The 12,594-nt window shown below is 61.0% G+C and carries 8 protein-coding genes; 7 read left to right on the plus strand and 1 reads right to left on the minus strand.

Features of this window, described 5'->3' with window-relative positions; translation table 11 throughout:
• Nucleotides 1-69: 69 nt before the first annotated feature.
• The 7 genes from betA (at nucleotide 70) to yccS (ending at nucleotide 11,629) form a co-directional block, all read left to right on the plus strand.
• A complete protein-coding gene (gene betA, locus HU718_RS28255; RefSeq protein WP_150708246.1) occupies nucleotides 70-1,773 on the plus strand; it encodes a choline dehydrogenase in 1,704 nt (567 codons plus the stop codon).
• Between the two features lie 281 nt (nucleotides 1,774-2,054).
• A complete protein-coding gene (locus HU718_RS28260; RefSeq protein WP_150708247.1) occupies nucleotides 2,055-3,497 on the plus strand; it encodes a TldD/PmbA family protein in 1,443 nt (480 codons plus the stop codon).
• Nucleotides 3,497-4,834, plus strand: coding sequence for a TldD/PmbA family protein (locus HU718_RS28265; protein WP_186616176.1), 1,338 nt, complete (start codon nucleotides 3,497-3,499; stop codon nucleotides 4,832-4,834). The genes HU718_RS28260 and HU718_RS28265 overlap by 1 nt, the downstream gene beginning before the upstream one ends.
• 151 nt (nucleotides 4,835-4,985) lie before the next feature.
• Nucleotides 4,986-6,413, plus strand: coding sequence for a multidrug transporter subunit MdtD (gene mdtD, locus HU718_RS28270; protein ID WP_186616175.1), 1,428 nt, complete (start codon nucleotides 4,986-4,988; stop codon nucleotides 6,411-6,413).
• An 80-nt stretch (nucleotides 6,414-6,493) separates the two neighbouring features.
• Nucleotides 6,494-7,879 carry an ATP-dependent RNA helicase DbpA gene (dbpA, locus tag HU718_RS28275; protein ID WP_064388129.1) on the plus strand — a complete coding sequence of 462 codons (1,386 nt, stop codon included), beginning with the start codon at nucleotides 6,494-6,496 and terminating at the stop codon, nucleotides 7,877-7,879.
• 148 nt (nucleotides 7,880-8,027) lie between these two features.
• Nucleotides 8,028-9,206, plus strand: a complete 1,179-nt coding sequence (locus HU718_RS28280) for a BaiN/RdsA family NAD(P)/FAD-dependent oxidoreductase (RefSeq protein WP_186616174.1) — start codon at nucleotides 8,028-8,030, stop codon at nucleotides 9,204-9,206.
• 230 nt (nucleotides 9,207-9,436) lie between these two features.
• On the plus strand, nucleotides 9,437-11,629 hold the full coding sequence (yccS, locus tag HU718_RS28285) for a YccS family putative transporter (RefSeq protein ID WP_186616173.1): 2,193 nt from the start codon (nucleotides 9,437-9,439) through the stop codon (nucleotides 11,627-11,629).
• 122 nt (nucleotides 11,630-11,751) lie between these two features.
• Here the strand turns inward: yccS and HU718_RS28290 are convergent, their stop codons facing one another.
• A complete protein-coding gene (locus HU718_RS28290) occupies nucleotides 11,752-12,489 on the minus strand; it encodes a substrate-binding periplasmic protein (RefSeq protein ID WP_102900063.1) in 738 nt (245 codons plus the stop codon).
• Nucleotides 12,490-12,594 lie beyond the last annotated feature (105 nt).

Raw genomic sequence — 12,594 nt, forward strand, 5'->3', positions numbered from 1 at the left:
CGAAGCCACCGCTCGCTGCTTTTTCTTGCAGCTTGAAGCTTGTGACTTGTAGCTCCCTCAGGAGAACTTATGACTCAAGAATACGACTACATCATCATAGGGGCCGGCTCTGCAGGTAACACACTTGCGACCCGTCTGACTGAAGACGCTGGCGTCACCGTTCTGCTGCTCGAAGCCGGCGGCCCCGACTACCGTCTCGACTTCCGCACACAAATGCCGGCTGCACTGGCGTTCCCGCTGCAAGGTCGTCGCTACAACTGGGCGTACGAAACCGATCCAGAGCCACACATGGACGGTCGCCGGATGGAATGCGGTCGCGGCAAAGGCCTTGGCGGTTCTTCGCTGATCAACGGCATGTGCTACATCCGTGGCAACGCGATGGACTACGACGGCTGGGCAAAATTGCCTGGTCTGGAAAACTGGTCGTACCTCGACTGCCTGCCGTACTTCCGCAAAGCCGAAACCCGCGACATCGGCCCGAACGACTACCACGGTGGCGAAGGCCCGGTCAGCGTGACCACACCGAAGGCTGGCAACAACCCGCTGTTCCACGCCATGGTTGAAGCTGGCGTACAAGCCGGTTACCCGCGCACCGAAGACTTGAACGGTTATCAACAGGAAGGCTTCGGCCCGATGGACCGCACGGTGACGCCGAACGGCCGTCGTGCTTCCACCGCCCGTGGCTACCTCGACACCGCGAAAAAGCGTTCGACCCTGACCATCGTCACCCACGCCCTGACCGACAAGATTCTGTTCGAAGGCAAGCGTGCGGTCGGCGTGCGTTACCTGGTCGGCGACGCTGAAGAGCGCGTTGAAGTCAAAGCGCGCAAAGAAGTGCTGCTGTGCTCCGGTGCCATCGCTTCGCCGCAGATTCTGCAGCGCTCTGGTGTCGGCCCGGCCGAGCTGCTGAAGTCGCTCGACATCCCGGTCGTTCACGACCTGCCGGGCGTCGGTGAAAACCTGCAGGATCACCTTGAGCTGTACCTGCAATACGCGTGCACTCAGCCAGTTTCGCTGTACCCGTCGCTGCTCTGGTACAACCAGCCAGCCATCGGTGCCGAGTGGCTGTTCAACGGCACCGGCATCGGCGCCAGCAACCAGTTCGAAGCCGGCGGTTTCATCCGTTCGCGTCCGGAATTCGAATGGCCGAACATCCAGTACCACTTCCTGCCAGTCGCGATTAACTACAACGGCAGCAACGGTGTGAAAGAGCACGGTTTCCAGGCGCACATGGGTTCCATGCGCTCGCCAAGCCGTGGTCGCATCCAGGCCAAGTCGAAAGACCCGCGCCAGCACCCGAGCATCCTGTTCAACTACATGGCCACTGAGCAGGACTGGCAGGAGTTCCGCGACGGCATCCGCCTGACCCGTGAAATCATGCAGCAGCCGGCACTCGACGCCTTCCGTGGCCGCGAAATCAGCCCGGGCATCGAAGTGCAAACCGATGAGCAACTCGACAAGTTCATCCGCGAGCACGCCGAAACTGCGTTCCACCCGTCCTGCTCGTGCAAGATGGGCACCGACGAGATGGCCGTAGTGGATGGCGAAGGTCGCGTGCACGGCATGCAGAGCCTGCGGGTGGTCGATGCTTCGATCATGCCGATCATCACCACCGGCAACCTGAACGCGCCGACGATCATGATCGCCGAGAAAATCGCCGACAAGATCCGTGGCCGCCAGCCGCTGCCGCGTAGCACCGCCGACTACTACGTAGCGGGCGATGCGCCGGTGAAGGGCAAGCCGATGCGTGATATCACCCCGGCTGCTCAGTAAGACGTAATACCGAGGCGCGGCCTTCGCGAGCAGGCTCGCTCCCACATTGGATTCCGGGTGTTCACAAATTTTGTGTTCACTGGAGATCTACTGTGGGAGCGAGCCTGCTCGCGAAGGGGCCCTCACATTCAGCACAAATTCCCGCGCTGCACAGTAAATCCCCCTACACCCCCTCTTCACTTGATCCTACCCCCACGCAGGCCTACTCTAGACCTCGCGCAACCGTTTCACCCCCTCCCCGCCGCTGCTCTACCGCTTCCCCCTGACAAGGAGGTTCCCGAATGTTCGATTTCCACCCCCAGCTCAAGCAGCGCTTCGCTGCCTTGCGCACGGGCGCTGAGTTTTTTTCCCTGCGGTATGTACGCGAATCCGGTCAGTACCTGTCGGTGCGTAAAAACGTCGCCGAACCGCCGAGCCTGAGCCGCGACGAAGGCGCGATGCTCACCGTTCGGGTCAATGGCGTTGAGGCCTACGCGGCGACCAACGACTTGTCGCAGCAAGGTCTGCAAGCCGCCCTCGAACGCGCCGAGCTGCAAGCCCGCCGGCTCAAGCCGCACGCCTTGCTCGACCTGCGCGATCAGCCAGTGTCCAGCGATCGCGCTGATTACTTTTCGCCCAATCTCGAACAAGCCTTCCCGTCCCTGAGCGAATGCTTTGAGTTGCTCGGCGCGGAATCCGCCTCGGTGCCAAAGGATGAGCGCCTGGTAAATTGGCAGGTGAGCATTGGCATCACCCACGTCGAACAGATCTACCTGAGCAGTGCCGGGGCTGAATTGCGCCAGGCCCAGCGCTTCGTCTACCCGGGTCTCGACGTCACCGCATACGACGGCAACGACAGTCAGACCCGCAGCCTCGGCCGCGAGAACTTCGGCCAACAGGGCGGCGCTGACGTGATCAGCCGTTGCGGTCTGATCGGCGCTGGTCCGCAGGTTGCCGATCAGGCCCTGCAACTGCTGCTCGCACCGAACACCCCGCAAGGCCCGCGCGACCTGCTGTTGATGCCGGACCAGATGATGCTGCAGATCCACGAATCCATCGGCCACCCGCTGGAACTCGACCGAATCTTGGGCGACGAGCGCAATTACGCCGGCACCAGTTTCGTCAAGGCCAGCGACTTCGGCAGCCTGCAATACGGCTCGAAACTGCTCAACGTGACGTTCGATCCGGGCATTCCCGAAGAACTCGCCAGCTATGGCCACGATGACGACGGCAGCAAGGCCAGCAAACAATTTCTGATCCGCGATGGTTTACTGCTGCGTCCATTGGGCGGGGCGCTGTCGCAGTTCCGCGCCGGTCTCGATGGCGTTGCCAACAGCCGCGCCTGCGGCTGGAACCGGCCGCCGATCGACCGCATGGCCAACCTCAATATCGAACCGGGCGATCAGCCGCTGAACAAGCTGATCGAAGGCATCGAGCACGGCATTCTGATGAGCACCAACCGCTCGTGGTCGATCGACGATGCGCGCAACAAATTCCAGTTCGGCTGTGAATGGGGCCAGTTGATCGAGAACGGTGAACTGAAAGGCGTGGTAAAAAACCCGAACTACCGGGCAATTTCCGCACATTTCTGGAAAAGCCTGCGCGCCGTCGGCGACGCCAACACCGTCAAGGTGCTGGGCACGCCGAACTGCGGCAAGGGCGAACCGAACCAGGTGATCCGCGTCGGCCACGCTTCGCCGGCCTGCGTATTCAGCAACGTTGATGTGTTTGGGGGAGACGCCTGATGAGCATTTCGAAGAGTCAGTCCGACGCCTTCAAGGTCATGGTCGAGTGGCTGCGCGACAGCGTGCGCGAGCCAGAACAGTTCACCCTTAGCTATGCCGCCGAATCGTCCGCGTTTGTGCGTTTCAACCACGCCAAGGTGCGTCAGGCCGGGCAAGTGCAGCAGGCCAATATCGTCCTGAAGCTGATTAACGATGGGCGTCACGCCGACCTGCAAGTCACCCTGTCCGGTGATCAGGAAGGCGATCTGCAACGGCTTGCCGAAGGTCTGCAACAACTGCGCGAAACCCTGCCGTTGCTGCCGCAGGATCCGTACCTGCTGCTCAATCACAACGGTTGGCAGAGCAAGAATGTGCAGGAACATCCGCTGCCGGATACCGAACAGGTGGTCGATGAAATCTGTGCTGCCGCTGAAGGTCTGGACCTGGTGGGCTTCTATGCCGCCGGCCCGATCAGCCGGGGTTTCGCCAGTTCTTCAGGCGCATTTGGCTGGCATCAGGCCAACAGCTTCAACTTCGACTTCAGCCTGTTTCACGACAACGGTGAAGCGGTAAAGGCCAGCTACGCCGGGCATGACTGGAGCAGCGAAGGTTTCGCCAAGCGCTTTGCTCAGGCACGTGAGCAACTGGAGTTTCTCGGCCGCCCGCTACGCACCTTGGCGCCGGGGCAGTACCGTGCGTATCTGGCACCGGCGGCGCTGGAAGAAATCATGGGCATGCTGAGCTGGGGCGGTTTCTCGGCGCAGTCGATTGCCAGCAAAAGCAGCCCGTTGCAGAAGTTGTATGTCGGTGATCAGGCGTTCAGTCCGCTGGTGTCGCTGGACGAGAAAGTCAGTGAATCGTTGAGCCCGGCGTTTTCCGGCGAAGGTTATCCACGCAGCGATTTGCGTCTGATCGTCGAAGGCAAAGCGGGCGATCAACTGGTCGGTTCGCGCAGTGCAGCGGAATATGGTCTGGCCGCCAACGGCGCCGGTGGCGGTGAAATGCCAAGTGCTTTGAACATGGCGGCGGGTGATCTGTCGCAAGCAGAGATCCTCAAGCAGTTGGGCACCGGGTTGTACATCAGCAACCTGTGGTACCTGAACTACTCGGATCAACCGGCCGCGCGCATGACCGGCATGACCCGCTTCGCGACCTTCTGGGTCGAGAACGGCGAGATTCAGGCACCGGTGAGCACCATGCGTTTTGACGACAGCGCTTACAGCCTGCTGGGTTCGCAGCTGGAAGCGTTGACCGCCGAGCGCGAGTTACTGCTGTCGGCGAGTACGTACAGCCAGCGCAATACCTCGTCGGCGTTGCTGCCGGGCGCGCTGGTCAGCCGTTTGACCTTGACCCTGTAAACGCAAAACCTGTGGGAGCGAGCCTGCTCGCGAAAGCGGTAGCTCAGTCGACATCAATGTTGAGTGAAATGGCCTCTTCGCGAGCAGGCTCGCTCCCACACTGACCGCGCTCGACAATGGATATGCATTAACTCCAACGACAAGAGGTTCCATGCCCAACCGCCCGCCTCTCGACGCCATCACCGCCCGCTGGTTGCCGTGGGTCGTCGCCATCGCTTTCTTCATGCAGTCCCTCGACGGGACCATTCTCAACACCGCCCTGCCGGCCATGGCTCGCGATCTGGCCGAGGATCCGTTGCGCATGCAAGGCGTGATCATCGCCTACATGCTCACCGTGGCCTTGCTGATCCCGGCTTCGGGCTGGATCGCCGACCGCTTCGGCACCAAGAAAATTTTCTTCGGCGCGATTCTGCTGTTCAGTTTCGGCTCATTGCTCTGCGCCTTGTCGAGCAGCCTGAGCATGCTGATTGGCGCCCGGGTCATTCAGGGTCTGGGCGGTGCGCTGATGCTGCCGGTCGGGCGACTGGTGGTGCTGCGCGCCTATCCGCGCTCCGAACTGGTGCGGATCATGGGTTTCATCACCATTCCCGGCCTGCTCGGCCCGTTGATCGGCCCGACCATGGGCGGCTGGATGGTCGAATACCTGACGTGGCACTGGATCTTCCTGATCAACCTGCCGGTCGGCGTGATCGGTTGCTACGCGGTGTGGAAATTCATTCCCGACCTGCGCGGCACCGAGCGTACGCGCTTCGATAGTTTGGGTTTCCTGCTGTTCGGCGCGGCGATGATTTTGATCACCATCGCCATGGAAGGCCTCGGCGAACTGCACCTGCCGCACCTGCGGGTGATGTTGCTGCTGTTCGGCGGCATGGCTTGTCTGGCGGCGTACTGGTTGCGCGCCGGGCACATCGAAAACCCACTGTTCGCGCCTTCGCTGTTCAAGACCCGCACCTTTGCCGTCGGTATTCTCGGCAACCTCTTTGCCCGCTTGGGCAGCGGCGCCTTGCCGTTTCTGGTGCCGCTGCTGCTGCAAGTGGCGCTGGGCTATTCACCGTCGCAAGCGGGGATGAGCATGCTGCCGCTGGCGGCTGCGGCGATGATTGCCAAGTGGGTGGCGCGGCCGCTGATCGAACGCTTCGGCTATCGAATCGTGCTGACCGGCAACACCCTAGCGCTGGGGATCATGCTGGCGAGCATGGGCCTGGTCAGCGAGCAGACGCCGTACTGGCTGCTGCTATGCCTGCTGGCAGTGCTGGGCGCGATCAACTCGCTGCAATTTACGGCGATGAACACCGTGACCCTGATCGATCTCGACGATGCCAGCGCCAGCAGTGGCAACAGTTTGCTCTCGGTGGTGGCGCAGTTGTCGTTGAGTCTTGGCGTTGCCTGCGCTGGTGCATTGCTCGGCGGGTTTACCGCTGAGATAGGTAACGATGGCGTGGAAACCGTACTCGGCGCGTTCCAGCTGACCTTCGTCACCGTCGGGATCATGGCGATGCTGGCCGCGACGATCTTCTCGCAACTGTCGAAGGAAGACGGCCGCCGCGCCAAACGCCCGGAAGAACACATCGAACATTAACCACTGTTCGTCCAGAACTTTCGAAGAAAGTGGCACGGGGCTGCTACACTGCGCGACATTTTGTTTTGCAGGCCAGTCCCGTGACCACCATCGCCACCGCTTTTAATACTCTGCCGCTGTCCGCCGCCATGCTGGCTAACCTCGAATCCCTCGGTTATGCCCAGATGACGCCGATCCAGGCGCAGAGCTTGCCGGTGATCCTCAAGGGGATGGACCTGATCGCCCAGGCCAAGACCGGCAGCGGCAAGACCGCCGCATTCGGCATCGGCCTGCTGAACCCGATCAACCCGCGCTACTTCGGTTGCCAGGCGCTGGTGATCTGCCCGACGCGCGAACTGGCCGACCAGGTCGCCAAGGAAATCCGTCGTCTGGCCCGTGCCGAAGACAACATCAAGGTCCTGACCCTGTGCGGCGGCGTGTCGTTCGGCCCGCAGATTGCTTCGCTGGAACACGGCGCGCACATCATCGTCGGCACCCCGGGCCGCATTCAGCAGCACCTGCGCAAAGGTTCGCTGGTCCTCGATGGCCTGAACACGCTGATCCTCGACGAAGCCGACCGCATGCTCGACATGGGTTTCTACGACGCCATCGAAGACATCATCATCAAGACCCCGGAGCGTCGTCAGACCCTGCTGTTCTCCGCGACTTACCCGGTGGGCATCAAGCAACTGGCGTCGAAGTTCATGCGTGATCCGCAAACGGTGAAAGCCGAAGCGTTCCACGATGACACGCAGATCGAGCAGCGTTTCTACGAGATTTCCCCGGAAGATCGCATGGGCGTGGTGACGAAAGTCCTGCACCACTTCCGTCCGGCGTCCTGCGTGGCGTTCTGCTTCACCAAGCAGCAAGTGCAGGAAACCGTTGATCACCTGACCGCCAAAGGCATTTCCGCCGTCGGCCTGCACGGCGATCTGGAACAGCGTGACCGCGATCAGGTGCTGGCGATGTTCGCCAACCGCAGTACGTCGGTACTGGTCGCCACCGACGTGGCCGCCCGTGGTCTGGACATCGATGCGCTGGACATGGTGATCAACGTCGAACTGGCGCGCGATTCGGAAATTCATATTCACCGCGTTGGCCGTACCGGTCGTGCTGGCGAGAAAGGCATCGCGATCAGCCTGGTTGCACCGGGTGAAGCGCACCGCGCGCAAGCCATTGAGCAGCTGCAGAAGTCACCGCTGAACTGGGATCAGGTCGATAACCTCAAATCCCAGGGCCTCGCCCCGCTGCAGCCGCCGATGACCACGCTGTGCATCGGTGCCGGTCGTAAAGACAAGGTTCGCCCGGGCGATATCCTGGGTGCATTGACTGGCGATGCCGGCATTCCCGGTGCACAGGTTGGCAAGATCGCGATTTTCGACTTCCAGGCTTATGTAGCCGTTGACCGCACCGTGGCCATGCAGGCCTTGCAGCGTCTGAACGACGGCAAGATCAAGGGCCGTTCGCTGCGCGTCCGCATCCTCTAAGGACTGCGTACATCCCCTGTGGGAGCGAGCCTGCTCGCGAAGGCAATCTGTCAGCCAACATCAATGTTGAATGACACACCGCTTTCGCGAGCAGGCTCGCTCCCACATTAGGTTCCGGTGATTTTGAAATTTGTGTGAGGACACCGTTTTGCGCTCTACCGAAGTCGTGATCATTGGCGCTGGCGCCGCTGGGTTGATGTGTGCACTGACCGCCGCCGGGCGTGGGCGTCAGGTGTTGCTGCTCGACCACGCGAACAAGGCCGGCAAGAAAATCCTGATGTCGGGCGGTGGCCGCTGCAATTTCACCAACATGTACACCGAGCCGAGCAATTTCCTCTCGCAGAACCCGCATTTCTGCAAATCCGCACTGGCGCGCTACACCCAGTGGGATTTCATCGGCATGGTCGGCAAGCACGCCGTGCCGTACCACGAGAAAAAACTCGGCCAGTTGTTCTGCGATAACAAATCCAGCGACATCCTCGAAATGCTCCTGACCGAGTGCGATCAGGTCGGCGTCGAACTGCACCTCGACACGTCGATTCAAACGATTGAGAAAGTCGAGAGCGGTTACCTGCTCGACACCACCCTCGGCCAGGTTCAGTGCCAGTCGCTGGTGATCGCCACGGGCGGCTTGTCGATCCCGACGCTGGGCGCCACCGGGTTCGGTTATCAGGTCGCCAAACAGTTCGGCCATGAGCTACTGCCGACCCGCGCCGGGCTGGTGCCGTTCACCATCACCGATCAGCTCAAGGAGCTCTGCACCGAGTTGTCCGGGACGTCAGTGGATTGTCTGGTCAGCTGCAACGATCAGAGCTTTCGCGAGAACATCCTGTTCACTCACCGTGGCCTCAGCGGCCCGGCGATTTTGCAGATTTCTTCGTTCTGGGAATCCGGCGACACGGTGGAAATCAATCTGCTGCCGGATCATGACGCGGCGAGCTGGCTGCAACAGCAAGTGGCCGAGCGCCCGAACAGCGAATTGAAAACCCTGCTCGGTGAGATCTTCACCAAGAAGATGGCCAATCTGCTGGCGGACAACTGGTTTGCGTCCAAGCCGATGAAGCAGTACACCCATGCTGAACTGGCGGAAATTGCCGAGAAGCTGGGCAGCTGGAAGGTTGTGCCGGCCGGGACTGAGGGTTATCGCACAGCCGAGGTAACACTCGGTGGCGTCGATACCCGTGAAGTGTCGTCCAAGACCATGGAATCGCTGAAAAGCCCTGGCCTGTACTTCATCGGCGAAGTGCTCGACGTCACCGGGCATCTGGGCGGCTTCAACTTCCAATGGGCCTGGGCCTCCGGCTACGCCGCCGCGCAGTACGCTTAACTCAAGGCCAAATACAAAACCCTGTGGGAGCGAGCCTGCTCGCGAATGCGGTGTACCAGTCGACATCAATGTTGAATGACACTCCGCTTTCGCGAGCAGGCTCGCTCCCACAGTGGTCTGTGGTGTAAGTAAAAGGAACACTTTTTGCTGTCAGATGTGATCGGCGCCATTGCGTCGGCGTCATTACTGGCTCAATTTAGCGGCATCGCCTCGGAAGGCCTTCGCACTTCATGTCCTCGACCTCGTTTCGTCAGTCTTTGCGGCGCCTGTGGGCGCTGGATAAATTCAGCTACAGCGTGCGGGTGTTCATCGCCCTGACCGGCAGCATGGCGCTGTGTTGGTATCAGGATGAAATGGGCCTGCTGATCCCGTTGTTCCTCGGGATTATCGCCAGCGCCCTGGCCGAGACCGACGACAGTTGGCAGGGCCGTCTCAACGCCCTCGCCGTGACGCTGGTGTGTTTCAGCATCGCCGCGCTGTCGGTGGAATTGCTCTTCCCCTACCCCATCGTCTTCGCCATTGCCTTGGCGCTGGCCAGTTTCGGCCTGACCATGCTCGGCGCGCTCGGCGAGCGTTATGGCGCGATTGCTTCGGCGACGTTGATTCTGTCGGTGTACACGATGATCGGCGTTGATCAGCGCGGTGGCGCGGTCACCGACTTCTGGCACGAGCCGATGCTGCTGGTCGCCGGTGCGGCGTGGTACGGCTTGCTCTCGGTGGTGTGGCAGGCGCTGTTTTCCAACCAGCCGGTGCAGCAGAGTCTGGCGCGGTTGTTCCGTGAGCTGGGCTTTTACCTGAAGCTGAAATCGTCTCTCTTCGAGCCAATCCGGCAGATGGATGTCGAAGCCCGTCGCCTCGAACTGGCCCAGCAAAACGGGCGCGTGGTGGCGGCGCTGAACAGTGCCAAGGAAATCATTCTGCACCGCGTCGGCAACGGCCGCCCCGGTTCGAAAGTCAGCCGCTACCTGAAGCTGTATTTCCTCGCGCAAGACATCCACGAACGCGCCAGTTCTTCGCACTATCCGTACAACGCGCTGGCCGAAGCGTTCTTCCACAGTGACGTGCTGTTCCGCTGCCAACGCCTGTTGCGCCAGCAAGGCAAGGCCTGCCGCGCGCTGGCCGAATCGATCCAGATGCGCCAGCCGTTCATTTACGACGCGAGTTTCGCCGAAGCCCTGAGCGATCTCGATGCGTCCCTCGAACACTTGCGCATCCAGAGCAACCCGGCGTGGCGCGGATTGCTGCGCTCGCTACGTGCCCTGGCAGCGAACCTTGGCACCCTCGACCGCTTGCTCAGCGACGCGAGCAACCCCGACGCCTTGGCCGATGCGACCGACAGCAGCCTGCTCGACCGTTCGCCGCGCAACCTCAAGGACGTCTGGGTGCGCCTGCGCACGCAACTGACGCCGACGTCTTTGCTGTTCCGTCACGCCCTGCGCCTGCCCTTGGCGCTGAGTATCGGCTACGGCATGGTGCATTTGATTCACCCGTCGCAGGGTTACTGGATCATCCTCACCACGCTGTTCGTCTGCCAGCCGAACTATGGCGCGACGCGGCGCAAACTCGGGCAGCGGATCTTCGGCACCGCCATCGGCCTGACCGTGGCGTGGGCGCTGTTCGATCTGTTCCCGAGTCCGCTGGTGCAATCGTGCTTCGCCATTGCCGCCGGCGTGGTGTTCTTTACCAACCGCACCACCCGCTACACCCTGGCGACGGCGGCGATCACCATCATGGTGCTGTTCTGCTTCAACCAGGTCGGCGATGGATACGGGCTGTTTCTGCCACGCCTGTTCGATACGCTGCTGGGCAGCCTGATTGCCGGCCTGACGGTGTTCCTGTTCCTGCCGGACTGGCAGGGTCGACGCCTCAACAAAGTGCTGGCCAACACCCTGACCTGCAACAGCATCTACCTGCGCCAGATCATGCAGCAATACGCCGCCGGCAAGAGTGACGACCTCGCTTATCGCCTGGCCCGGCGCAACGCACACAACGCCGATGCGGCGCTGTCGACGACACTGGCAAACATGCTCATGGAGCCGGGGCATTTCCGTAAGGAAGCGGATGTCGGCTTCCGCTTTCTGGTGCTGTCGCACACGTTGTTGAGTTATCTGTCGGGACTGGGCGCGCATCGCGAGACGCAGTTGCCGGCGGACGTGCGCGAGCATTTGATTGATGGCGCCGGGGTGAAACTGGCAACGAGCATCGACGAAATCGCCCAAGGGCTGGCGAACAAGCAGCCGGTGGCGATTCAGAGTGACGAAGAAGAAGCGCTGGCCAATGAGCTGGAGCAGATGCCTGATGAGATTGATGAAGGTCAGCGGTTGGTGCAGACGCAACTGGCGTTGATTTGCCGGCAGTTGGGGCCGTTGCGCACGTTGGCGGCGCATCTGATCAAGGACACCAGTGAGGTCAGCGCTGGCTGACAGGACGTCTTCGCGAGCAGGCTCGCTCCCACACTGGATTTATGCACGACACAGACCCCCTGTGGGAGCGAGCCTGCTCGCGAAGAGGCCATCAGACACCCAGCAAATTCAGGATCAGAAACTCACATCCCATGCTGCCTCAACAACTTGTCATAACTGCCATCCGCCTTCATCGCCGCAATCGCCTTATCAAACCCCGCGACAATCTGCTCATGCTGCGGATTCTTCAGGCTCACCAGAATGTGCAGGCTGTTCTCACTCAACGGCTTAGGCAAAAACTCCACCGAATTGCGCACCTTGGCTGATTCCCGCGCCAGGTAATACTTGGCCACATACTCATCTTCCAGCGTCAGCTTGACCCGATCCGCCGCGAGCATGCGCACGGCCATGGCAAAGTTATGCACAGGGACTTTCTGCAACGCCGTGTCGGCATCGAACGGCGCCGAATAGGCGTAGCCACGCACCACCGCAATCGGATAGGTGTGCAGTTGTTGCAGATTGGAATACTCGAGTGGTGTGTCTTTGCGCTTGAGAAAGCGGATGCGGTTGAGCAGGTATTCCCCGGAAAACTGGCCGAGCCTGGTCCGTTCGTCGTTGTACCAAGCGTTGACCAATACATCGTAGCGGCCCTCGCCAACGCCAAGCAGCGCCCGCGCCCACGGCACCTGCTCGTAGCCGCTGGCATAACCGGCCCGGGCCAGCGCAGTTGTGACGATGTCGGTGGCCAGTCCGCCGTTGATCAGCGTGTCGTCGGTAAAGGGTGGCCAGATATCAAACACCAGCCGCAGCTTATCCGCTGCAGCGGTCTGAGCCAGCAAGAGCAATCCGGTCAAAGCAAAGGCTCGATGCAAACGCGGCATGCTTGAAAATCCTTAGCGGGCGAGTTGCCCAGCATGTTTTCAGTCAAAACCCCAAGGCCCCTTACCGGCAAAACCCAGGCCCTAACATTAGCTCATTGCAGCCAG

It is taken from the genome of Pseudomonas tensinigenes, from assembly GCF_014268445.2.
GTDB lineage: Bacteria > Pseudomonadota > Gammaproteobacteria > Pseudomonadales > Pseudomonadaceae > Aquipseudomonas > Aquipseudomonas tensinigenes.

Bases quoted from the DNA above. Each gene is read 5' to 3' on its own strand.
- yccS (WP_186616173.1), top strand. From the start codon at position 9,437: ATGTCCTCGACCTCGTTTCGTCAGTCTTTGCGGCGCCTGTGGGCGCTG.
- HU718_RS28290 (WP_102900063.1), bottom strand. From the start codon at position 12,489: ATGCCGCGTTTGCATCGAGCCTTTGCTTTGACCGGATTGCTCTTGCTG.
- HU718_RS28265 (WP_186616176.1), top strand. From the start codon at position 3,497: ATGAGCATTTCGAAGAGTCAGTCCGACGCCTTCAAGGTCATGGTCGAG.
- betA (WP_150708246.1), top strand. From the start codon at position 70: ATGACTCAAGAATACGACTACATCATCATAGGGGCCGGCTCTGCAGGT.
- HU718_RS28260 (WP_150708247.1), top strand. From the start codon at position 2,055: ATGTTCGATTTCCACCCCCAGCTCAAGCAGCGCTTCGCTGCCTTGCGC.
- mdtD (WP_186616175.1), top strand. From the start codon at position 4,986: ATGCCCAACCGCCCGCCTCTCGACGCCATCACCGCCCGCTGGTTGCCG.